This window comes from Burkholderia sp. MSMB1459WGS (assembly GCF_001534535.1).
GTDB lineage: Bacteria > Pseudomonadota > Gammaproteobacteria > Burkholderiales > Burkholderiaceae > Burkholderia.
Genome location: NZ_LPMU01000030.1, coordinates 1 through 22331, shown reverse-complemented (window position 1 = coordinate 22331; position 22331 = coordinate 1). Strand labels below are relative to the sequence as shown.

Here is a 22331-nt window from a genome sequence, read left to right as displayed (position 1 = left end):
AAAACCGGCTTTCTAGAATCGATCGCACTTCACGTTGCGTGCACGGCCCGCGCGTAGCGAACCATCAAAGGAGACACGATTTGAGCCGTACCGCCGCTATCCAGCACGCACTGAACCAGTTCGAATCCGGTGCATTCTTCACGACCCTGAGCCGCCGCGTCGGCCTGCGCACCGAAAGCCAGGAAAGCGGCAGCGGCGCCGCGCTGCGCGCCTACCTGACCGACGAGATCGCGCCCGAGGCCGCCCGCCTCGGCTTCACGTCGCGGATCGTCGACAACCCCGTCGACGGCGGCGGCCCGTTCCTGCTCGCGTCGCGCCACGAAGACGACGCGCTGCCGACCGTGCTGATCTACGGCCACGGCGACGTCGTGCGCGGCTACGACGCGCAGTGGCGCGCGCCGCTGTCGCCGTGGACGCTGACGGCCGACGGCGACCGCTGGTACGGCCGCGGCAGCGCCGACAACAAGGGCCAGCACTCGATCAACCTGGCCGCGCTGGCGAGCGTGCTCGATGCACGCGGCGGCCGGCTCGGCTTCAACGCGAAGCTGCTGATCGAGATGGGCGAGGAAACCGGGTCGCCGGGCCTCGACGCGCTGTGCCGCCGGGAACGCGACGCGCTCGCGGCCGACGTGCTGATCGCGTCCGACGGCCCGCGCATCGCCGCCGCGCGCCCGACGGTATTTCTCGGCTCGCGCGGCGCGGTCAACTTCAAGCTGAGCCTGCACGCCCGCGACGGCGCACATCACTCCGGCAACTGGGGCGGACTGCTGCGCAATCCGGCGATCGTGCTCGCGCATGCGCTCGCGAGCCTCGTCGACGCGCGCGGCGCGATTCGCGTCGCGGGGCTGCGCCCGCCGCCGATCCCGGCTGCCGTGCGCGACGCGCTTGCCGATCTCTCCGTCGGCGGCGGCCCCGGCGACCCGGCGCTCGACGCCGACTGGGGTGAGCCCGGCCTGTCCGCTGCCGAGCGCGTATTCGGCTGGAACACGTTCGAGATTCTCGCGTTCAAGGCCGGCAACCCGGAGCATCCCGTCAACGCGATTCCGCCCGCCGCGTATGCACACTGCCAGTTGCGCTTCGTCGTCGGCACCGACTGGGAAGCGCTGCATGCGCATCTGCGCGCGCATCTCGATACGCACGGCTTCGCCGACATCGAGATCGACGTCGAACGCGGCGCACCGGCGACGCGCGTGCCACCGGACGATCCGTGGGTCCGCTGGGCCGTCGCGTCGCTCGCGCGCACCACCGGCAAGAAGCCCGCGATCCTGCCGAATCTCGGCGGCACGCTGCCGAACGAGGTGTTTGCCGACACGCTCGGGCTGCCGACGCTGTGGGTGCCGCACTCGTACCCGGCGTGCTCGCAGCACGCGCCCGACGAGCATCTGCTCGCGAGCGTCGTCAGCGAGGGGCTGCAGATGATGGCCGGCCTCTTCTGGGATCTCGGCGACGACGCGCCGCCCGTTCGCCGCGCGGCAGCCGCCGCGGCCGGCGCCGCCCTGTAACGCGCTTCGCCCCTTTCACGGGACTGCACACACGATGAATACGACCACCCTGACCTCGCAGGACGCCGCGCACCCCAGCGCCGCGACGATCCGCCGCATCATCTTCGCGGCGTCGATCGGCAACGCGCTCGAATGGTTCGACCTGATCGTCTACGGCTTCTTCGCGGTCACGATCGCCAAGCTGTTCTTCCCCGCCACGAGCGAAGCGACGTCGCTGATGCTGACGCTCGGCACGTTCGGGCTGTCCTACCTGATCCGGCCGATCGGCGGCTTCGTGCTCGGCGCGTACGCGGACCGCGCGGGCCGCAAGGCGTCGCTGCTGCTGTCGATCGCGATGATGATGGCCGGCACGCTGCTGATCGCGCTGATGCCGACCTACGCGTCGATCGGCATTCTCGCGCCGCTCGGGATCATGCTGTCACGGCTGATGCAGGGCTTTTCAGCGGGCGGCGAATTCGCGAGTTCGACCGCGTTTCTCGTCGAGCATGCGCCGCAGCGGCGCGGTTTCATGTCGAGCTGGCAGTTCGCGAGCCAGGGCCTCGCGACGTTGCTCGCGTCGGGCTTCGGCGCGCTGCTGACGGCCACGCTGACTTCCGCGCAACTCGAAAGCTGGGGCTGGCGCGTGCCGTTCCTGTTCGGGCTCGCGATCGGTCCGGTCGGGCTGTACATTCGCCGCTACGTCGACGAAGGCGTCGAATTCAAGACGCAGGCGCGCTCCGACGCGCCGGTGCGTGAGCTGTTCGCGGCCCAGAAGTTGCGGCTGCTGCTGTCGATCGGCGCGCTCGTGATCTCGACCGCGATCAACTACATGATCCTGTACATGCCGACCTACGCGATCAAGCAGCTCGGGCTGCCGGCCTCGACGGGATTTGCGGCGACGCTCGCGACCGGCTTCGTGCTGACGCTCGTCACGCCGGTCGTCGGCCATCTGTCCGACCGCACCGGGCGGATCCGCATGATGGCGGTCGCCGCCGTGCTGATGCTCGTGACCGTGTGGCCGACGTTCGCATGGCTCACACGCCACGCGTCGTTCGCGACGATGCTCGCCGCACTGGTCTGGATCGGCGCGCTGAAGGCGATGTATTGCGGCGCGCTGCCGGCGCTGATGGCCGAACTGTTCCCGTCGCAGACACGCGCCACCGGGCTCGCGGCCAGCTACAACACCGGTGTCACGCTGTTCGGCGGCTTCGCGCCGTTCGTCATCACCTGGCTGATCGGCGCGACCGGCAACCGGCTGTCGCCGGCGCTCTATCTGATCGGGTGCGCGCTGCTGAGCCTCGCCGCGCTGTTCGTCGCACGCACGCGGCTGAAGATGCGTTGACGCGGGACACGACGGCGCAGCCATGCGCCGCCGACACGGCCCGTCGTGGCATCGCTGCCGCGCGGGCCGCGCGCCGTTTACGGCGCCGGATTCGGCTGCCGTTCGTGCAATGCGTCGATCTCGGCGAGGATCTCGTCGGACAGCGTTACGTCGATGCTGCCGATGTTCTCCTTCAACTGCTCGAGCGACGTCGCGCCGACCAGATTGCTGCGCACGAACGGGCGGCTGTTGACGAACGCGAGCGCCAGTTGCGCGGGCGACAGCCCGTGACGCCGCGCGAGCGCGACGTAACGCGACGTCGCCTCGATGGCCTGCGGCTTGCTGTAGCGCTGGAAGCGCTCGAACAGCGTGATGCGCGCGCCGGCCGGACGCGCGCCGTTCTCGTACTTGCCGGACAGCCAGCCGAACGCGAGCGGCGAATACGCGAGCAGGCCGACGCCGTCGCGATGCGTGAATTCCGACAGCCCGTTTTCGAACGTGCGGTTCAGCAGGCTGTACGGATTCTGGATGCTCGCGATGCGCGGCAGCCCGAGCCGCTCGGCCGCGCGCAGGAACTGCGCGACACCCCACGGCGTTTCGTTCGACACGCCGATCGCGCGCACCTTGCCGGCCTTCACGAATTCCGCGAGCACGCCGAGCGTTTCCTCGATCGGCACCGTGTACGCGTCGTCGACCCACGGATACGCGGGACGGCCGAACGTGGTCGTGCTGCGATCGGGCCAATGCAGTTGGTAGAGATCGACGTAGTCGGTCTGCAGGCGCTTGAGGCTGCCGTCGAGCGCTTCGGTCAGGTTCTTGCGGTCGAACTGGTTGCCCTCGCCGCGAATGTGGCGCGGATTGTGCGGCTGCCGCGCCGGCCCCGCGATCTTCGTCGCGAGCACGATGCGGTCGCGCTGCGCGCGATGCTGCGCGATCCAGGTGCCGATGTATTGCTCGGTGCGGCCCTGGGTGTCGGGCTTCGGCGGCACCGGATACATCTCCGCGGCGTCGATCAGCGTCACGCCCTGCCCGAGCGCATAGTCGATCTGCTCGTGCGCGTCGCGCTCCGAATTCTGCTCGCCCCACGTCATCGTGCCGAGACCGATCAGGCTGACCTCGATGCCCGAATCGCCGAGTGTGCGGTATTCCATGCTGTTCCTGTCGCGTCGGTGGAAAGCAGGAACGCTATCACATCGAAGCGGTTGCTTCAGGCTGGCGCCGCGCACGCTTACAAGCGGCTTTTGGGCTGCCCGGCGCGCTCACGCGCCCGCTGCCCGGACGACGGTGCGGCCGCCCTCCGTCACTGCGGCCGCTGGATGAAGCAGGTCGCCGACGCATGCGCGACGATCTTGTCGTCCGGCGTCTTCAGCGTGCCCTCCGCGACGCCCAGCGAACGCGACAGGTGAATCACGCGCCCTTCCGCGATCAGGTCGACGTCGCGCGGCACGGGCCGCAGCATCTTCACGTGCAGATCGACGGTGCCGTAACCGACGCCCGCGTCGAGCATCGAATGCACCGCACACCCGGTGACGGAATCGAGCACCGTCGCGGCGAACCCGCCGTGCACGCCGCCCAGTGGATTCAGGTGGCGGCCGTCCGCCCGCGCCGAAAACTTCACGTAACCGAGCTCGACATCGAGCGGACGCATCGGGATCGTCTCCGAAATCGACGCAAGTGGCACGTCGCCCGACACGGCGGCACGCAGCAGATCGAGGCCAGACAGGGAAAGCGGATTCATCGGGTTGTCTCCGGGTTGAAAGCGCGTCGCCGCGCGAGTAAGTTCCAAATTGGAACCCATTATTGTCAACGATGCCGGCCGTTGTCAACGCGGCTGCGCCCGTTGCAACCGAAGGCGGGTTCTATAATCGAACCCGCTATTTCGCTGAACCGCCGCAAGACCGCCGCAAGAGGCAAGAGACTCGACGATGAAATGGGATGACATCGGCACGCTGAACTGTTCGGTCGCGCGCACGCTCGCCGTGCTCGGCGACCGCTGGACCATGCTGATCCTGCGCAACGCCTTCCTCGGCTGCCGCCGCTTCGATGCATTCCAGGCCCAGCTCGGCCTGACGCGCCACGTGCTGGCCGAACGGCTGGCGCGGCTCGTCGACGAAGGCGTGCTCGCCAAGCGCGCATATCACGAACGCCCGCCGCGCTTCGAATACCGGCTGACGGAAAAAGGCCGCGACCTCTACCCGGCGCTGCTCGCGCTGATGGCATGGGGCGATCGCTGGAAGGACGACGGCCAGGGGCCGCCGCTGCAATTGCGCCACCGGGCCTGCGGCCAGCTGATGCACGCGGTGACCGTATGCTCGGCCTGTGGCGAGCCGCTCGACGCGCGCGACGTGCAGCCCGAGCCAGGGCCCGGATGGATCGCGCCCGATGAGGCCGGCGCGCCTGTAACCACGGATTGACGATGCGCTACGCGCGGATGTCCGTCAGACGCGCCCGTTGCACGCACGCTTCGGCGACAGGCCGCATGGGGGCCGAGTCAGTCCGACCGGAAGCACGCATTGCTCGCACACGCGGGTCCTGCAACGGCGAATGCAATCGCATGCCATCGCCGGCGCTGTCCGCTGTCCGTTGACCGCCCCGCGCGCATACACGAGTTGCACAACGCAACTTTGCGTCACCCTCATCGCCGCTGCCGATCATCGTGCGGCCCCTCGCTTCGCATCCGCACGTGACCGGGCCGCCACGCGTGCGTTACACTCACGGCCCGCTGTCTCGAAATTATTCGCTGTCCAAGATGTTGTCGCGCAATCGCCTCGCTGCCGCCTGTCTCGCCGCTTCCCTGCTCGCCACCCCCTTCGCCGCCTTCGGCAAGACGCAAAGCGAATCGCTGCTCCAGCAAGCGATCGATCTCGTGTCGCGATGGTTGCCGGCCCCCACTCACGAAGCACCCGCGACGCAGGTCGTCGAATCGGCGTTCTCGCCCGATGGCGGCGCCGAAGCGCTCGTGCTGAAAGCGATCGGGGCGGCGCGCAGCTCGATCCGGGTCGCCGCCTACTCGTTCACGTCGCCGCCCGTCGCGCGCGCGCTGCTTGCCGCCAAGCGCCGCGGCGTGAATGTCGCGGTGGTCGTCGACGACAAGGGCAATCGCGCGAAGAGCAGCAAGCAGGCACTGAACCTGCTCGTCAACGCGGGCATCCCGACGCGCACGATCGACGCCTATGCGATCCATCACGACAAGTACCTCGTGATCGACGCGGAGCACGTCGAAACGGGTTCGTTCAACTACAGTGCGTCGGCCGCCAGCCGCAATTCCGAGAACGTCGTCGTGGTCTGGAACAATCCGCAACTCGCGTCGCGCTACCTCACGCACTGGCAAAGCCGCTTCGACCAGGGCACGCCGTACCGCTCCAGCTACTGACGCGCGACACGCGCTTTCGCGCGACGCTCGACCGCTCGCATTTTTGCCGCCGCGTGACAGATGATCGGCGAGCATGGCGCGATGCTCAATTCAGCCAAATGGCCAGCATGCCGGCTCGCGAAGCGCCCATCACGGGCGACGCCGCCACGTTCAATGGATTTCGGGCACCCGCCCGATCACTGCGCCGGCATGCGCGCCCGACACGCAGCGGTTCGCGTGCCCGTCCGCATCGCTTGCCGGATTCGCCGACAAGCCGCGATCGCCCATCGGCAGCACGCCGCGCACGCAATCGGTGCTGAACATCAGCGTGTTCTGCACCAGTGGGTAAAGGAGATACAGCGCAAACGCGAGATAGCCCGCGTACAGAATTCGAACCATGGTGCGATGGGATGCGATGAACGATTGGACTTGCCCTGTTTACGGCATCGCGACGCGCACCTTGAGGTATCGCCCGTGCGACGCCGCATCGGAACGAAACACGAGCCGATGACACCCGCTTCTCACAGCATCTTCGCCGCCCCTCACGGAGCCGATCACCGCAGCCGCGAGACGTGCAGCGTGGCGATGCATCGAGGAATGCGGGATACGTGTTCGGAAACGTTGGCGGACGCGCTGCGCGACAGCGACGTCGTCGCGCGGCTCGGCGGCGACGAGTTCGTCGTGCTGTTGAGCGCACCGATCCGCCGACGTCGCCGAGCCCGTCGAACGCGCGACGCAGACGCTCGCTCAGCGCAATGCAGCCGACGCACGCGGCTACGCGATCCGTTTCAGCGTCGCGCACGTTGCGTACGATCCCGCACGCCATTGCACCGTCGCCGACCTGCTCGCATCGGCCGATCGCCGGATGGACGAACACAAGCAGCGCGGCAAGACGACCGGCGCATGACCGCGGACGAGCCGCGCCGGCGCGGCAGCGCGCAACCCAAGCCGCCGCGCTGCCGCTCGGCCGCGGTCGTGCAGGGACGTCGGTTCAGCTTCCGCAAGGCGGCGCACTAGCCATTGCGTCCGCGATCTGCTCGGGCGTCAGGTCGCGCTGATGCGTCGCCAGCGACCAGCGATGCCCGAACGGATCCTCGACCTGCCCGTAACGATCGCCCCAGAACATGTCGGCGGCGGGAATCGTGATCGTCGCGCCGGCCTCGACCGCCTTCGCGATCGCGGCATCCGTGTCCGGCACGTACAGATGCAGACAGACGGGCGTGCCTTTCAGCGCCTTCGGGCCGAGCGCACCGTGCTCGGGCATTTCATCCACCAGCATCAGCGTCGAATCGCCGATCGCAAGGCACGCATGCGCGAGCCGGCCGTCGGGCATCGCGAGGCGAAACTGTTCGGTCGCATCGAATGCGCGCTTGTAGAAGTCGATGGCTGCGGTCGCGCCCGCACAGATCAGATGAGGGGTCAGCGTGCGCATCCCTTCCGGGATCGGCTTGACGGACGTGGACATGGTGTCGCTCCTTCAGTCGGTTGTCGTATCGAAAATCGGGACGGACGCGCGATGCGCACGCCTCCGATGCTACGACGGACGACTCCCGCGGAAATCGACACGACATGCGGGATTTTTTTGTTTGGCCGAGCCACCGGTGCACAGGACACCCAGGGCCTCGTCAGCGGGTTCGGGCGGCCTGCTCGTCGGTTTGGCCGAATTGACGGCGGCAGGCCTGCAGCGACGCGGCCACCGCGTCGAGCGAAAGATCGACAAACCGGCCGATCGGCAACATCACGCCATCCGGCACCTTCGTGCGCGATGAATGTACGGAAAACGGGTAGACGATGTAACGATTACCGGCGACGCGGACGATCCGGAATTCCGTGACGTCACGCCACGGCGTGACAGGTTTTTCGCGGGCGGAACCGATCAGCCGGAAGCCCGTCTCGTCGACCTGCAGCGCCATCTGGCGCCGCGACGAGACGAACAACGCGGCGCTGGACAGCCCCAGCAGTCGCCCAGCAACCCCCACCGGCCAGAGCGTCGGGGCGGCCGCATAACCGCACCGGCTCGCCGAAGCCAGCCCCGCGCACACGACCTTTCAGCCTTCGGCCGCCGACTGCCAGCGCGACCGGCAACGGGCCGGTTACCATTTCCGCGACGGGATCGACATGCCAGCCGGAATCCGTCGTTTCGCGTCTGTTCATTGCACGCTGGCCCGTGTCGACGGCCGCCGGGCCATCGACGCGGGCGACATGCCGGCTTTCCGATCCCGCTCGCGCGAATTACGCGCCATTGCGCCGACGTCGGTCAATTACATACCTTGACCGTGCCGTTCGTCGTGCATTGACCGATGGCCCAGTGACTCTGCCCCGCCAGATGAGGCGCGAGGCCCATGCCGCGGATCGGCGCGGCCGGCGGTGAAGACGCGGGGACGGTCGCCGATGCGGTCTCGGGTGACGGTTGCACGGGCGACGGCCCGGACGCGGTCTGACAAGCGGCAAGCGCCGAACAAAGCGCGAATGCCAGCGAAGCGATGGCGGATCTGGGCATGGTCATGGACGCGTTCGCGCGGATTCGTTTTGGGGGCCGGCTTGCAGTCAGATTTGCGGCAGATCGCGCAACGTGCGCGACTCGCTGGTTGCATCGATGTCGAGCTCGATGCCTTCGGACGCATCGCGATACAGCACGCGCTTCAGCCTAGGCCCGATCGCAGTGGTGTCCGATGCCGAGAAGATCGCGCGGACATCGTTGCCGGACGCGAGTGCGCGCGCCACGTCCGCCACCGGGGCCTCGCTGGGCGCCGCCGCCCACGAGCGATCGACCGGGTTCACGGCCGCCCAGCGCACGTGCGTCACGCGCGCGCTGAGCGGATCGATTCGGACACCATTCACCGCAAACGTCGACATCGGCATCTCCTTTGAGTTTTTGCGGCCCGCCGCATGCATGCGGCGGGCTGCGAACGGCCCGGACCTTGCCCGCGCGGCGCGCACGGTCCGCGATCACGTGCGCGGCTCCGGTCAACGCGATTTTCGATGATACATTGGGACGCTTTGCAACCGTCAACAGACGATCGTGTACGGGAGAAACACATGAGCGACGCCTGGGGAACCTTCCCTGCCAGAATGGGCGACCATCAGGCTTTCATCAGCTTCAACCACGGCTTTGCGGAAATCGCGGATGGCGATCCGCGCACGTCGGTGCTCAGCGTGCGCGTTCCCTTCGCGCATCCGTCGCCCGACGGTCTGCCGACCGGCGACGAATTCGCCGATCTCGCCAAGATCGAGGATCTGCTCGACGCCGCGATCACCGCGAAAGACGGCGTGCAAGTCGGCCGCATCACCGTCGACGGCAACCGGGATTTTCTTTTCTACGTGCCGTTCGACGAAGAGGCGGCCGCCGAGATCGTCGACTCGCTGGCCGACCGGACGACCTATGCGCTTCAGTACGCCCATCAGGACGACCCGGACAAGACGACATACTGGCAGACGCTCTACCCGACCGAGGACGACTGGCAGATCATGCGCGACATGCGCACGCTGGAGGCGCTGCGGCAGCAAGGCGACGTCGCCGACGTGAGCCGGCGCGTGATGCACTGGGCGTACTTCCCCGACCCGAGCGACGCACACCAGTTCGCGGACTGGGCCGAAGCGAAAGGCTATCCGGTCGAATCGGTCGCGCCGACCGAAGACGGCAAGTCGGCGGTGCGGTTTTCGCACGAAGGCACGATGGCCCTCGCCGATATCACGCGCCATACGATCGTGCTCAATCGCGAAGTACGCGCACTCGGCGGCAATTACGATGGATGGGAAACCAGCGTCGAACAGGCCGGCTGAGCGGCGCGCGATGCCCGCGGCGCGTGATGCGACGTCACGCATGCGACGCAAAAAACATCCCGGCAGCGTTGTTGCGCGCTGCCGGGATCAAGGCATCGCCGGCAAAAACCGGCGATGGGCCTGAGGGTTCGCTCAGGCACGAGGAAAGCAATTCGAACGGATCGGGCGAACGGATGTGGGAGTGCGAACGCGTGCCGTCGCGCAGTCCGCCGAACGCCTGTCCGGTTCCGCCGACGCAATTTTCCGGCGTCGGGGGGCAAAAAGCCCCCGCTCCTGCGCGAGCGAGCGGGGAAATGGTTGACCGGGCCGGGGAAGAACGGTCAACCGGTCAAATTGTGATCTCGAGTCGCGCGGCGGTCTGTGCGGCAACTCACCCTTTAGTGACAACGTGACGGCAACCGGCATGCTCGCGTGCCGGCGAATACCGTCACGATTCAAGCACGACGCATTGCTTGCCGGCCTCGTTGACGAAAAGCCGGGAGACGGCGTTCGTCTTTTCATCCCGGCGTTTTATTTTTTAATCAAGCCGCTTTTTCAGGCCCAAAGGCGCAGCTTCCGGTAAATCACAAGTATTGTCAAAGCAGGATTATTCTATTTTTTCGCGCGATGCGATTCCCGCCTCGTCATTTCCGCACGGAATTTATTGCGCGCAATGATCTGCGTCATGAAAATACAAGTTCGTCGCTACAACGAGCCACTGGAAAACCAGTCAGCAGCCATATCGATCCAGTCGAGATTGCTGACGATTTCAATAGCAGCGCCGCCGACGATTTCGGCTGTCGACGAATCTGCCGCCACCGCGCCGGTTGCCCCCGCGCTCACCTTCGCTATCTCGGTCGATGCGACGGGCCTCGGATCGGCAAGCCGCTCCAGCCAGTCGACGATATTGGCGCGCGCGTCCGCCTCGTCGGCGAAATCGTTTCGCTCCAGAAAACGATCGAATACGATCCACGCGAGCGTCTTGCTTCGCACCTCGGACTCGAGCTGCCTGTCGACGACGACGGTACGGCCGGACTCGGCGATTTCGAGCGTCGCCGTGAAGCAGTAATCCAGATATTCGATCTCGAGTTTCAACGACATGGCTTCTCCGCTCAATGCGCCCTCTCATTTTTTTACGATGTCCGGCGTGCTTCGCGACACCGTGTGAATCTTGCGTGAATTTCGCGCAGGGTTTCATTCTCGCTGGCAGTATCGCGATATTCTCGCAACCTGTCGATCTGGACCGTCAACACATGATCGTTCCCATTCTTTTTGTCGGTTGAGCCGTAAGTCGCTCCATTTTCCTATTTTTGGTATCGAACTGCTGCACAGCCGTCCGCGCTGCTAAACTCGAATCACGAGGGCCGCTTGCGCCACCAGAGGAAATCAATGACGCTCGCTCACGCACGACGAGGCGACGTAGATGTCTGGATCGTCCAGTTTCCCGGGCACGCTCCCTATGCCTACACGCACCTCAAGCGGGTATTTTCGTCCGACGACTCTCGACATCGGGTCGTGACGGTCGACTTGAAGAAACTGCTGACCTGCGCCGACCGCGACACCACCGACTATGTGCTGCCGTCGGTTCAGTATTGGGCACCCGGCAAGGCCGCGGGCATTCGCGAATTCCTCGATCCGGACCGGGACCGGATTCCGGACATGCCGTTCATCACGTTTCGCGAGACGAGAACGCGAACGCTGCTCGGCATTCCCGGCCTGTCGAAAATCGGCGTCGCGTCGTTCCGTAACGGCCAGCATCGCGCACGCTATCTCGCCTATGCCGGCGCGACGATCTTGCCTGTCGAAATCCACGAGACCGAAGCCGATTTGCTGGTTCGGTATTGCGGCGAATGATGGCGAAGTCCGTTCGGATTTCACCGGCCGCGATGCCGTAGCAGGCCGGCCGCGGCTGCACGCGCGTGCGCGGCACGCCGACGCCGGCAAAGCGTTCAAGCCTGGATCGCATAAATCCGGTCGGTGACTTCCGTCCGGCCGATGCGGCTCGTTTCGACTCCGGCCAATTGCCAGCCGTTGTGTTCGTAGAACCCAATCGCACGCACGTTGCCCTCCAGCACCTGCAGATGGACCTTGTCCACGCCGATCGACCGGGCCCATGCGCGAACCGCTTCGATCATGCGCTTGCCCGTGCCGCTGCCGTGATGCGACGGATGAACGTGCAGGCAGTCAAGCAACACACCCAGCGCCGGATCGACGGGGCGCTCGGCGCTGACGAAGCCGACCGGCTCGCCATTCGACTCGGCGATCAGCACGAAGCCCCAGTCGCGCTCGTTGCGATCGAAATACTTGCGCCACCGGATCGCATGCTCGGTCGGCGCCTCGTCGGACAGATAGGCGGCTGGAAGAATATGGCTATAAGCGGTTTGCCAGCTCAGCGTGTGCAGGCGAGCAATGTCGTTCGCGTCGTGCACCGTCGCGGCGCGCAGTGTGGTCCGGGTGTCCGGCATCGGTAGCAACTCCTTGTGCTCGTTCTCTTGATCGGCATGTGTCTTCGCAAAATATACCGTGCTTGCGGGATGCACTTCGCACGGGCTCGTCGTCGGAAGGTCGGCACGCGGGCAAAAAAATCCCGACACCGCCTGCGGTCGTCGGGATCGAACGGCCCTGCAAAGCATGAGGGCACGAGGAAGGTCACACATTACATGAATGTAAGACTGTCGCGCTTTGTCGGTTTGCGCCAAGCCCCTGTTCGATTCCGCCAATCGGCCTGTTGCGCGCGGTCGTAAACGAAAAAAGCCTGCTCGCGTTTTGCGCGAGCAGGCAAGAAAACGGATCAGCATTCGAGGCACGAGGGCTGTCCAGGCAAGATAACGGCACGGCGAGCGGGAACCTTAGGCGAAAAGGAAGCATCGCGGACAAATTGATGCGGCCGTTGCCTGCGCAACGACACGGACGCGCGATACGAAGCACGCTCGGGGGCTCGTCGCCACGCCCGTCTCCACATCGGAGGTGCCGGACAAGTGGTGTTATCTATCGGTCGATATCACGCACGATCGATCGCACGCCCGATTTCGATTCCTGCCCGCCTCGCTTCGTCCGACGGTCTGATATTCGGCATCGAAGTCATATTGCCAAGGCCACTCGATTCCGTCTGTGCGAACCCGAACGTTCGCCATCCACGTGCCGCCGGGTGCCGGCCGCACGAACGCGACGATGATTTCGTAACCGTCGAATTCATCGCTATGGCATTCGATTGTCTTGCGTATAGGGTGTCCGTTTCCATGCGCTTGATGCTTTGTCGCGCAGTGCGCTTTAGCGCTATCGGTCTTTTGAAGCGCGAGGCCGAGACCCACCGGATTCGAAGGCCGATTCCGCTGTGCGTAGGAACAGTTGACAGAGCTCAGACCCTCGGCGCGATGCGGGTTTGAGCATTCGTCAATGCTATGGACGCGTACAGTGACGCTGCATGCGAAGGCAGAAAAACACACACCCGTTTCGGTATCAGATGCGGACTGCATGCTTCACGAGAAACGTCCTCCAGTACTCAATAACGGCACGGGTGAAGTCGTGCAACTGCATAGTTTTTCCATCCGAAAGCACAACGCTTATCGTGGGGTACTCGGCTTCGGCCCAATGATGGCGACCGTCATTGTCCTCATAGACATCGACGAATGTTGCGTTGTGATGCAGGACATCACGTGTCTTGGCCGATTTGACTGATTTGTTCCTCGGATCGCGAAGCACGAAATGCTTCGATATGTTCGCTATCTCATGCGCAGCAACGAGAGAGGGACTCGCGTTCCACTCATCAAAAAAAGGTTGTTTGTCTTCTCGTTGAATCTTGCCAAGGTGCTCTAGCGCATAGTCGCGCATCGCACTTGCGGTAACGCAGAAATTGAAAAAGTGATCAGCCTTATCAACGGGGTCCGTCGAACCAAATGTACGGCGAGACTCGCGCTCCAGCTTCCGATACAGATCCTCAACGGTGGTCAGTGTAGGTGCGAGTGACATCGCAGTCATTCCCAACTATTGATTTTCGGCTGTGACAATTAGCTTGTTATCTGCCGGCTCTGCTGCCATGTCGTCGGCCGGATACAGCTCGAGCATCGCGCGCTCCGCCTCGACGTTCGCCGCCCTGCCTGACTCCGCGGACTCCTCATCGAAAAGAAACAGAGCCGACCACATCGGCTCCAATCTTCGAAGCAATGTGGTGGCTTGTCAGTCCAGGGCGAAACAAAATGCCTATGCCAAACCTTACGCCGACCTCGAAGGCGATTGGTCGCCCCCTGGCTTTGGTTCAATCGCTTCGATCAATCGAGCAAGCGAATACGCCGTTCTCGGCGCGCGGCCACGCTCGCGAATCGTCCGAACCTTAAGAAGTACTCGCCACGGCTGACGCGGGATGTCGCGAGGATCAATCGGCGACGTGCCCAACTCCGGCTGCCCTTCCAGTTGGCGCATAACGTCTCTGGATACCGGACCGCTAACTGCAACAGCATGCCCGTCTATCGACGTGTGCATATCAAACCGTCTGGAATCGGGGAGCAAGAACAAATCTCCCTCGAACTGTTGCCCGGACTCTTCGATTTCCATCGCATCCGTACGTGAGCGCGCTCGACTAATCGAGGCCCGATCCAATAGAAAGTCGCGATCGGACTCGACAATACGAACGGTCGCATCTCCCTCGTCTAATCGACGGAAAAACTTTCGAAGCGAAACAAGAACTCGACTGTCCAACGCTTCGCTAGCCGCCTCAAAGTCACGCTCATCTACCGATCCAATTTGCCCCAGCAATTCTGCAACCTCGTCCACCACGTCCTTGAGTACAGTGTCGATAAGTGGAGTTTCGCCACCCGCCTCCTCGAGAACAAAGCCAAATGACCCGCGAGCTACGTCAGTAACCAGCATTTGCGCGTTTCCACGCAGAGGAATACGGCCGCGATCCCGTAGCTGGCCGAGTTCACGAGTAGCAAGGCACTTCTTGATTAATTCTTGAACCTCTTCAAGAGCGCCTCCGGCAAAATCGGCATCGATGCCATACGAACCATGCACCGGGCCACCGCCAAAAAACACAGCGAGTGACGCGTGTGTATCAGGCACGTCAGCGAGACGGGCGAGTTCATCCTCGATGTCTTGGCGCCGCGACTCGTACTGCAAGAATCCGGTCGGATCGTCTTCTAAAGTGCGCGACCCAAGCAGCCCCTGCACCGAGGTCAGATCGGCGACTAACGCGTCGCGTTTCAGCTTCTTAAGCATGCCTCCCCCTCCTAACCCAATATTCCGGCGACCACGGCATCGTTGTCGTCAGAGTCGAGTGGCACGTTAACCATTCCTTTCCAGAGAAAGGTCTCTCGCTGGTGGGAAAACAGCCCTGCCCAATATCGCACATCGTCCACCAACAAGTGCGGCGGTTTATGAAGATCGATGAAAAAAGCTTCGCAATGGAGCCTGGCCTTCAGGGCCCGCGGACTGATAAGTCCCTGATTTTGCATACACCACTGACCGAACGCGTGTGTGTCCAACAGATGTGGCGGGCGGTATGCATAGGTCACCACATCTATGTCGCCTGGCGGACGGCCCCGCGTCATCTCGACGCCCTCGGAAAAGCTCCCATCAAGCCACTGGTAGCCAGCAACGAATCCGTTCGCTCGCAGCTCTGCCCGATATGTTCTAAGGCCGCGAAGAATTTCACGGCGCTCTTCCGAGTGGCCAAAGCGCTGAACATATTCGGAGAACGCCGCAACATAAGGCGAGCACGCGGCAGGTATCGTTGGTGTGTCACCAATGAATGGTGGCAACACCATAGACGCATTAAATGCAGGTATCACTGAACTGTCACCCCGGCGTTGGTCTTTATTTTCCGCGCGTGCTCTCCGGCTTTCCGCGCACTCATCGAGCGTCAGTTGCTCTGGTATTTCAGCGGCGGATTGTAGCTCATTGCGACCAACATCAGACATGACGACAGCGAACACTGGAGATCTTTCAACTCCATGATACTGTATATATGTACAGTCGTCACGCCAATCGGTAGCTATGAATTCGAAACAGCGTCGATCCACATGTCCTCCGCCGGGTACGGCTGCAGCATTGCCCGCGCGGCCTCGACGTTCGACGTCGTCAGCCATTCCTCTCAATCGTCCGAACGCAGAATCACAACCGCCCGCTTCTCGTCTTCAGGCAGGTGCATACGCTTCATGACTTGGTGCTCGTCACCATTCCGTGATCATCGCCATCGTGTGACGCTCGGTGCGGTATTTATATACCCGAGTGCGCCAGATCCTGACATCGCACCGATCCCCACCCCGCAATCCTGTCAGGCTAATGACGTGTGCAGCGCATGCTACATTCCGCTCAGTTTTTCCTGTGAGGATTACGCATGGGTTCAGCATTCATTCGAGAAGGCGACACGACGTCACACGGCGGCCGAGTGATTGCCTGCACGTCGACTAATATCGTTTTCGGTAAGCCCCTCGCCCTCGAAGGTGACATGGTGTCGTGCCCGAAGTGCGGCGGCGTCTATCCCATCGTGGGCGTCCGGGTTCGAAGCATGACGTTCGGCGGCCGCGCCGTGGCGACCGATGGTGACAGAACGGCCTGCGGCGCACGACTGATCGCGTCACAGGGCAATGCAACGGTTGAGCCGACGTCCGGCGCGGGCGGTTCTGTCGGCGCGGGAAAAAGCGTGCACGCCCAGACCACCGCGCAAGTCGATGGTGCCTATCGTGGTCGCTTCCAGCTCGTCGACGACAAGACGCGCGCGCCCCTCGCGAACCATCCCTACACCGTCACGTCTGCCGACGGCCAAACTGTCAAGGGCACAACCGATGCGGATGGCCATACCGACTGGCTAAGCAGCCATCAGGCGGCGTCGCTCCACTTCGAAAACGGCCAGGCGAACGACGTATGACAAACGCGGCATCGGGCAGCATGGCGGCCGGCAGCGGCATGACCACCCAGGTCGGGATAACCAAGGGCAACCTGTCCCCGGAAGACCTCGCGGTGCTCTGCGATGCGCTGTGTCGATGCAAGGCGATCGGCGTTTTCAGCCGCGACGCGAAGCTCCTCCGCCAATCGTGCGTCGCGCAGCGGCTACGAGCAAAGAACCTCGCGTCGAAGGTGGCGACCGGCAAAACGACGTCTTACATTCCGGAAGTCTCGTATGACATGCGGAACGAGCCGCCAACCCCAATCATGCGCGCGTCCGACCCGTCGACCCCGCACCCGTGGATTCCAGCTTGGATTCAGAAGTACTGGCCAGGTGGCATGGATGCGTATAAGGAAGAGAGCAAGCCTTGGATTCGACGACCGGACGTCGTCATCGTGAATGACGTGTCACTTCCTCCTGTACAGTCGAATATCAAAAAGGTGGTAGAAATGAAGTTCCCACCCGACTCATTTTCGAAGACACAGGAAGCCGCGTACATGGACATCGCAGGCGACGAATCGAAGTATGCCGGCATAAGCCCGGATGATTGCGGCTGTGGTGACGCTGACGAAGAAGAGCAGCGCTCATCGGCGAAGCAGTCGCAAACGGACCTTGAGAGCATCCTCGGCGGCGGCTCCAATGCGCGCTCGGGAAGCCTGTTCCCGCCGCTCATACCCCCGTCACTCCCCCCATTCCCGGCTTTTCCCTGATACGCACCATGCCAATGACGAAGGACGAATTGATCGCGTGGGCCAATGACCCGAACCGAGTCGGGACGTTGCCATTTGGCGCGTTCGAGCCGAAGCACCAACGCGCGATCGTAGGTGCGGCCCTCGCCGTGCGCGCCGTGATCTACTTCACGGGCGGGTATACGCCGGCCAAACGCAAGGCGCTTGTCGCCTGCTACGAGCGATACAGCGATGCGCTGCAGGTCTACCAGCACGCCGCAGAACAGTCGGCCGGCCGTGAACCGTCGAAAGACTCGCCGCTCCGATGGCTGTACCAGGACGGTAAGCAACCGGTGGAGCTATCAAAGGGGCCGTCGCTCATCTCGTTGTCCACGGGCATCCCGGCAAATGCGCCGTTCACGCTGGCCGTCTCCAATGCGGCAGACAAGGACGAGGCCGGCACGATGGAATTCGCGACGTTCTGCCTCGAAGACTGGCAAGCATCGTTAAACCGAGGCATGGACGTTGTGACGTTCTCCGTGCCGCAGGCCTTCCTAACGCTCTGCCCAGGCGTGTTTGAGGCGCTCTTCGCGCAAGCCGTCGGCGAGCTCGATGCGGTCAACGGTCACGCCGGATATGCCGCGAACCTGTCTCTGCTGCAGCGGGGCCCGAACGAGGCATCGGAATATTTCTGGGCGCGCAAGTTCGGACCCGGGCTGGATGTCGGCGATCCGATGCGCCGGAACCTCCGTCGGCTCACCGATCACATCAAGACGGTGGATTGGTTGACGGCCGTCAACGCCGACCTGCTAAAGAAACTGGGGGGAGCGGACAAACTAGGCCTACCGCCGGACTGGTTCCGCAAGCAGCCCTACAACAACGGAGGCTTGATCATTCAGGCAGGCGTCGCGCCGCAGACGGGAATTGCCGGCGAGCCGGGTCACCCTCCCGAGCCTCCGGCCGCGTACGTGCTGCTGAATAATGCAATGCGACCGATCATTGCCGACGAGATCGGTACCCTGCAGACTGGAACCGCGACGAACACAGCGCCGCTGTTGAATTCTCAAGTTGCGACCGAAGCTTGGCTACGTCGGCTCGACGTCGAGCCAGACCGCATCAACGGCTACTGGGTCGAACTACACAAGACGCCGAAGCTGCCGACATCAATGTGAGCGCATGAACGGCCGCCCCACGATCATTTCGTCAGCCGGATAAGGCTGCACCATCGCGCGTGCTGCCTCGACATTCGCCACCGATTGCCCGCGGTGCACCGGATTTGAAGGCTGATTCGCATAACGCTCAGCGTGTGCAGCAATCGTCAGATGGTTGCCCACGAGTTCAAGCGGGCGGCATTCACCGGCTACCTTCGAAATAATGCCAATCCACACCCAGCGCTACCCTAGCCAGAAAGCTACGCCAAAACTTACGCCTTGCTGCACACCCCAAAACCCAAGCACCGCTGTAGGACGCGGTTGTATCGGCTTATACTTCACTGATTCCCATGATACGGCACTCAAGTGAGACCGCAGTTGAACGGAATCTCCAACAAGGCCGACAATTTCGGCGCGCGGACATACGTATGAATTTTGCAAGACTGGCAGTACACGACTGGCACGCAATGGGGAATGTCGATCTCGACCTCTCCAACCGCACGACCATTATCACTGGTGCGAATGGCAGCGGGAAGACTTCCCTGCTACGAATCCTGGCGATGCACGCGAAATGGGTTGCCGTCGACTACAAGATTCCTGACCCCGCCCCGGGCGAGTCGGCAGCGGCCAAGCTTCTTGCAGATACGGACTATCTCCGTGTTGGCACGCTGGAGTACTCCAACGAACACGGGCAAAAAGACTCGACGTCCATTCTCTCCAGCTCGCCAGGCTATATTAGAGGGCATCTGGCACTGCAAGCATCAAAACCCGTTCCCAGTATCTTTGTTTCCTCGACTAGATCGTCCTTTGCGTACCAGCCAGTAGACGCCACCACGATCAGCCCCCAACCAGACCTGACCCCTGCAGTCGCGTTGGAGGATGCCCGTGCGTCGCAGCAACGCGATCTCAATGGAAGCCCGGCCTCGATGGCTGGCGCTATGAAAAAAACTTTGTTCCGATGGATGGTAGGCGCATATGGCATCAAATCCGGAGATCGTTTTTTGCTACGCCCACTTGAACAGTACAGAGTTTACTTCGAGGGTTTCGAGGCAGCGTTAAAGAAAGCACTTCCAGAGCAATTCAAGTTCGCGAATATCGAAATTGCTCAGAATGGGGAAGTAGTATTCGCCTGCAAAGACGGGATTGAAAGATTTATCGTCGAAGGGGCCTCAGGTGGATTTTCGTCTCTAATTGAGACAATCTGGATGCTCTACCTGCTTGACTTGAACGTGGCGAAAGGCGAAGAGTATACCGCCATAATTGATGAGCTAGAAAATCACCTCCACCCAAGCGTACAACGAACAATCTTGCCGTGCTTGATTGACGCATTTCCGCGAGCACGCTTCATTGTTAGCACACATAGCCCCCTTGTTGTGTCATCAGTTCCTGATGCATACGTCTACGCGTTACGACCGGACGATACTGGAACTATCCATTCGGTCCGATTGGACTTCAAGGAAAAGGCGAGAACTGCCGCGCAAATCCTTGATGAGGTGCTGGGCGTATCGGTTACTCTTCCCGTATGGGCAGAAGATGAATTGAAAGAATTGGTGTCGAAGTATGCCAACCAGCCAGCGACGGCAAACATTTTCGACAACTTGCGAGATGATCTGCGCGCTCGCGGCTTGGAAGCATTGGCCCCCGAGGCAATTCAAGGGGTACTGCAAAAAAATGATTAAGCTTACTCGGCCTGAGTGCCCGTACCCAAAGGCACTAGAAGACAAGAACTACAAGCATGCGAGAAACAAAGAGGCTTTATTGGCCGGCACGCACTCAAAGTGTATGTATTGCGAAAGCAAGATTCTTGCAATTGATTTTGGCGATGTAGAGCACATCAAACCGAAGGCTGAGGAAAAGTTCCCGGAACTCGAATTTGCTTGGGAAAATCTCGGAATCGCGTGTAGCAGGTGCAACAATAAAAAGAGCGACAATTACGACATTGGCACTCCGTACATCAACCCATATGAAGAGAATCCAGCAGATTTCCTAGTAGCCGAATACAATTGGATATTTGCACGCCGGCAAAATGAACGCGGCCATTTGACGATCGAGGATATCGGGTTAAATCGCCCTGAGTTATTAGAGCAGCGCAAGACGTTGCTTGATCGAATAATGCAGGTTATTCGTGCAGCAGACAGCACGTCTAACGATCAACTTCGCATCGCCGCTCTTGCCTCACTCGCCGAAGAGGCTGCTGCGTCGAAAGAGTACTCAATGGTAGTTGCCGCTCGCCTCGCAGCTCACGGCGCAACCTGATCGTTATGGCGACTGACAGCAAGATTCGTTAGTCTGGTCCCTGTCGGGGGGACCAGTGACACCCCATCCCAGCCTTATACAGCAAGCCTCGTCGGCGAATTTGGCGTAACGCCGAATCACTTGGCCTCCGCGTACATTTCGTCCGCCGGGTAGAGTTGCAGCATCGCGCGCGCGGCTTCGACGTTCGTGGTCGTCAGCCACTCTTCCCAGTCGTCCGGCCGGAGAATCACGACTGATCGCTTTTCTTCCCCCGGCTTGTGCATGCGCGACATTAGCAGGTGCCCGTCGGCGTTGACGGTAATCATCGACATCACGTGTCGCTCTGCGCCGTCCGGATTCGTCAGCGTGCGCCAAATACCGGCGACGCACATTGTCGGGCGATCGACCACGCCGATTTGCTGCCACACGCACGGCCCGAGCACCCAGTCTCCATTCGCTTCCTGGCGCGCGTCTGGATAGGACGGCTCGAGACGGTTCGGGCTGGAATCAGGCAACGCCGGCCGGCGCGCCAAGCGGGCCCGTACAGCGGCGACTTCCCAAGGTTGTCGTCGCGGACGTTCATCGTGGTGCGCGTGAACGGCGGCTTGCATACATGCCATGCGATTCTTTACAGGGTTGCACCAGCCCTCTGATGCGCGGCATTTCGATGCCGCGTTCATCAGCGTGAACCGCCTGCGCACGCGCAAGTCGGCGTTTGCGGTTGGCGACTGGATCATGGACAGTGGGGCGTTCTCCACGATCCTGACCCACGGCGGTTACCCGGAACACGTCAGCAAGTACGCGGAACACATTAAGCGCTGGTCGACAAACGGAAATCTTTTGGCCGCCGTAGCGCAGGACTACATGTGCGAGGCGCACATGCTCAGATCACCGGCATGACGATCGAGCAGCACCAGCAGCTCACGATCGATCGATACGACATGTTGATGCATTGCGATGTCGGCGGCGTCTACATCCAGCCGGTACTCCAGGGCTACTCTCCCCAGGACTACGTGCAACACGTCACGACGTACGGCGAGCGCCTCAGACACGGCGCATGGGTAGGCGTCGGTTCCGTGTGCAAGCGCAACGGCGATCCACGCGCGATCGAACGCGTGCTAATGCAATCAAGACGGCGCGGCCCGACCTTCAACTGCACGGCTTTGGGTTGAAATCGACGGCTCTGTCGTCGTGGATCGTACGCGAGTTGCTGCACACTGCTGATTCATTGGCTTGGAGCTTCGCCGCCCGCAAGCAGGGCCGCAATGCAAATGACTGGCGCGAAGCCAAAGCCTGGACTGACAGGATAAACTGCTGCTCCGAACCGATACAGCGCGCTCTCTTTACCGCCGAGGAATTATGCACGTCTTGATCTATATCACGGCGGTTGCAGTTGCGAACCTAGTCAGTATGACTCCCGCGGGGCAAAGGCTGGCCTGCCGTGAGGAATCAAGCGCGGGTTAGCATTGCTGCCAGAG

Annotated in this window: 26 protein-coding genes and 2 pseudogenes; 14 read left to right on the top strand and 14 right to left on the bottom strand. The window is 62.3% G+C overall.

Annotated elements, in window-relative coordinates:
* The first annotated feature begins 80 nt into the window (after positions 1-80).
* Both WT97_RS12775 and WT97_RS12770 read left to right on the top strand, forming a co-directional pair.
* Entirely contained in the window at positions 81-1502 is a 1422-nt protein-coding gene (locus tag WT97_RS12775) for a M20 family metallopeptidase (protein ID WP_060353562.1), read from the top strand.
* Positions 1503-1536: 34 nt separating this feature from the next.
* A complete protein-coding gene (locus WT97_RS12770; protein ID WP_060353561.1) occupies positions 1537-2823 on the top strand; it encodes an MFS transporter in 1287 nt (428 codons plus the stop codon).
* 77 nt (positions 2824-2900) lie between these two features.
* Here WT97_RS12770 and WT97_RS12765 read toward each other — a convergent pair whose 3' ends face one another.
* Positions 2901-3953: an NADP(H)-dependent aldo-keto reductase gene (locus WT97_RS12765; protein WP_060353560.1), complete on the bottom strand. Its 1053-nt coding sequence runs from the start codon at positions 3951-3953 to the stop codon at positions 2901-2903.
* A 149-nt stretch (positions 3954-4102) separates the two neighbouring features.
* Positions 4103-4540, bottom strand: a complete 438-nt coding sequence (locus tag WT97_RS12760) for a PaaI family thioesterase (RefSeq protein ID WP_059498991.1) — start codon at positions 4538-4540, stop codon at positions 4103-4105.
* Positions 4541-4727: 187 nt separating this feature from the next.
* Between WT97_RS12760 and WT97_RS12755 the strand changes: the two genes are divergently transcribed.
* Complete coding sequence (locus tag WT97_RS12755) at positions 4728-5216, top strand: helix-turn-helix domain-containing protein (protein WP_060353559.1); 489 nt, start codon at positions 4728-4730, stop codon at positions 5214-5216.
* Positions 5217-5551: 335 nt separating this feature from the next.
* A complete protein-coding gene (locus WT97_RS12750) occupies positions 5552-6175 on the top strand; it encodes a phospholipase D family protein (RefSeq protein ID WP_027784365.1) in 624 nt (207 codons plus the stop codon).
* A gap of 150 nt (positions 6176-6325) precedes the next feature.
* Here the strand turns inward: WT97_RS12750 and WT97_RS12745 are convergent, their stop codons facing one another.
* Positions 6326-6553: a hypothetical protein gene (locus WT97_RS12745; RefSeq protein ID WP_060353558.1), complete on the bottom strand. Its 228-nt coding sequence runs from the start codon at positions 6551-6553 to the stop codon at positions 6326-6328.
* Between the two features lie 6 nt (positions 6554-6559).
* On the opposite strand from WT97_RS12745, the gene WT97_RS35180 reads away from it, so the two are divergent.
* Entirely contained in the window at positions 6560-7171 is a 612-nt protein-coding gene (locus tag WT97_RS35180; protein ID WP_373558477.1) for a diguanylate cyclase domain-containing protein, read from the top strand.
* Here the strand turns inward: WT97_RS35180 and WT97_RS12740 are convergent.
* From WT97_RS12740 to WT97_RS12730, 4 genes and pseudogenes are all read right to left on the bottom strand, one after another.
* The gene (locus WT97_RS12740; protein WP_059498995.1) at positions 7146-7619 is read right to left on the bottom strand and encodes a VOC family protein; all 474 of its coding nucleotides are present in this window, start codon (positions 7617-7619) and stop codon (positions 7146-7148) included. The two genes, WT97_RS35180 and WT97_RS12740, sit on opposite strands and share 26 nt — an antisense overlap.
* A 160-nt stretch (positions 7620-7779) precedes the next feature.
* Positions 7780-8308: pseudogene (locus WT97_RS12735) on the bottom strand (aspartyl-tRNA synthetase).
* A gap of 103 nt (positions 8309-8411) precedes the next feature.
* Positions 8412-8660, bottom strand: a complete 249-nt coding sequence (locus WT97_RS35110) for a hypothetical protein (protein WP_082751383.1) — start codon at positions 8658-8660, stop codon at positions 8412-8414.
* A 41-nt stretch (positions 8661-8701) separates the two neighbouring features.
* Positions 8702-9010, bottom strand: a complete 309-nt coding sequence (locus WT97_RS12730) for a hypothetical protein (protein ID WP_059499096.1) — start codon at positions 9008-9010, stop codon at positions 8702-8704.
* 183 nt (positions 9011-9193) lie between these two features.
* On the opposite strand from WT97_RS12730, the gene WT97_RS12725 reads away from it, so the two are divergent.
* Positions 9194-9937, top strand: coding sequence for a DUF695 domain-containing protein (locus WT97_RS12725; RefSeq protein ID WP_059498996.1), 744 nt, complete (start codon positions 9194-9196; stop codon positions 9935-9937).
* 684 nt (positions 9938-10621) lie between these two features.
* On the opposite strand, the gene WT97_RS12720 is transcribed toward WT97_RS12725, so the two are convergent.
* On the bottom strand, positions 10622-11017 hold the full coding sequence (locus WT97_RS12720; protein WP_060353557.1) for a hypothetical protein: 396 nt from the start codon (positions 11015-11017) through the stop codon (positions 10622-10624).
* A 288-nt stretch (positions 11018-11305) separates the two neighbouring features.
* Between WT97_RS12720 and WT97_RS12715 the strand changes: the two genes are divergently transcribed.
* A complete protein-coding gene (locus tag WT97_RS12715) occupies positions 11306-11770 on the top strand; it encodes a hypothetical protein (protein ID WP_060353556.1) in 465 nt (154 codons plus the stop codon).
* Positions 11771-11865: 95 nt separating this feature from the next.
* Here WT97_RS12715 and WT97_RS12710 read toward each other — a convergent pair whose 3' ends face one another.
* The 4 genes from WT97_RS12710 to WT97_RS32705 form a co-directional block, all read right to left on the bottom strand.
* Positions 11866-12381 carry a GNAT family N-acetyltransferase gene (locus tag WT97_RS12710; protein ID WP_059789949.1) on the bottom strand — a complete coding sequence of 172 codons (516 nt, stop codon included), beginning with the start codon at positions 12379-12381 and terminating at the stop codon, positions 11866-11868.
* Between the two features lie 994 nt (positions 12382-13375).
* On the bottom strand, positions 13376-13885 hold the full coding sequence (locus WT97_RS12705) for a hypothetical protein (RefSeq protein ID WP_156440250.1): 510 nt from the start codon (positions 13883-13885) through the stop codon (positions 13376-13378).
* Positions 13886-14128: 243 nt separating this feature from the next.
* Positions 14129-15130 (bottom strand): hypothetical protein, encoded by a 1002-nt coding sequence (locus WT97_RS12700; protein ID WP_059789808.1) that lies wholly within the window; start codon positions 15128-15130, stop codon positions 14129-14131.
* A gap of 11 nt (positions 15131-15141) precedes the next feature.
* Entirely contained in the window at positions 15142-15999 is an 858-nt protein-coding gene (locus WT97_RS32705) for a hypothetical protein (RefSeq protein ID WP_218919443.1), read from the bottom strand.
* A 251-nt stretch (positions 16000-16250) separates the two neighbouring features.
* Here WT97_RS32705 and WT97_RS12695 point away from each other — a divergent pair, with 251 nt between their 5' ends.
* Genes WT97_RS12695 through WT97_RS12685 form a run of 3 tightly spaced genes read left to right on the top strand, consistent with a single transcriptional unit; the run spans position 16251 to position 18639 of the window.
* Positions 16251-16781 carry a PAAR domain-containing protein gene (locus WT97_RS12695; RefSeq protein WP_059789807.1) on the top strand — a complete coding sequence of 177 codons (531 nt, stop codon included), beginning with the start codon at positions 16251-16253 and terminating at the stop codon, positions 16779-16781.
* The gene (locus tag WT97_RS12690; protein ID WP_059789806.1) at positions 16778-17509 is read left to right on the top strand and encodes a VRR-NUC domain-containing protein; all 732 of its coding nucleotides are present in this window, start codon (positions 16778-16780) and stop codon (positions 17507-17509) included. Before WT97_RS12695 ends, WT97_RS12690 begins: the two co-directional genes overlap by 4 nt.
* A gap of 14 nt (positions 17510-17523) precedes the next feature.
* Positions 17524-18639, top strand: a complete 1116-nt coding sequence (locus tag WT97_RS12685) for a type VI immunity family protein (RefSeq protein ID WP_059789805.1) — start codon at positions 17524-17526, stop codon at positions 18637-18639.
* On the opposite strand, the gene WT97_RS34065 is transcribed toward WT97_RS12685, so the two are convergent.
* Positions 18631-18855 carry a hypothetical protein gene (locus WT97_RS34065; RefSeq protein WP_156440248.1) on the bottom strand — a complete coding sequence of 75 codons (225 nt, stop codon included), beginning with the start codon at positions 18853-18855 and terminating at the stop codon, positions 18631-18633. The two genes, WT97_RS12685 and WT97_RS34065, sit on opposite strands and share 9 nt — an antisense overlap.
* Before the next feature lie 191 nt (positions 18856-19046).
* On the opposite strand from WT97_RS34065, the gene WT97_RS32695 reads away from it, so the two are divergent.
* Both WT97_RS32695 and WT97_RS32690 read left to right on the top strand, forming a co-directional pair.
* On the top strand, positions 19047-20297 hold the full coding sequence (locus WT97_RS32695) for an AAA family ATPase (protein WP_179949775.1): 1251 nt from the start codon (positions 19047-19049) through the stop codon (positions 20295-20297).
* On the top strand, positions 20290-20874 hold the full coding sequence (locus WT97_RS32690; RefSeq protein ID WP_082741801.1) for an HNH endonuclease: 585 nt from the start codon (positions 20290-20292) through the stop codon (positions 20872-20874). Before WT97_RS32695 ends, WT97_RS32690 begins: the two co-directional genes overlap by 8 nt.
* A 116-nt stretch (positions 20875-20990) precedes the next feature.
* Here WT97_RS32690 and WT97_RS32685 read toward each other — a convergent pair.
* Positions 20991-21457, bottom strand: a pseudogene (locus tag WT97_RS32685) (SOS response-associated peptidase family protein); the annotation flags it as partial.
* A 14-nt stretch (positions 21458-21471) separates the two neighbouring features.
* Here WT97_RS32685 and WT97_RS12675 point away from each other — a divergent pair.
* Together WT97_RS12675 and WT97_RS12670 are read left to right on the top strand one after the other, a co-directional pair.
* The gene (locus WT97_RS12675) at positions 21472-21753 is read left to right on the top strand and encodes a hypothetical protein (protein WP_059789804.1); all 282 of its coding nucleotides are present in this window, start codon (positions 21472-21474) and stop codon (positions 21751-21753) included.
* Positions 21750-22025, top strand: a complete 276-nt coding sequence (locus WT97_RS12670) for a hypothetical protein (protein ID WP_059789803.1) — start codon at positions 21750-21752, stop codon at positions 22023-22025. Before WT97_RS12675 ends, WT97_RS12670 begins: the two co-directional genes overlap by 4 nt.
* Positions 22026-22331: the final 306 nt, after the last annotated feature.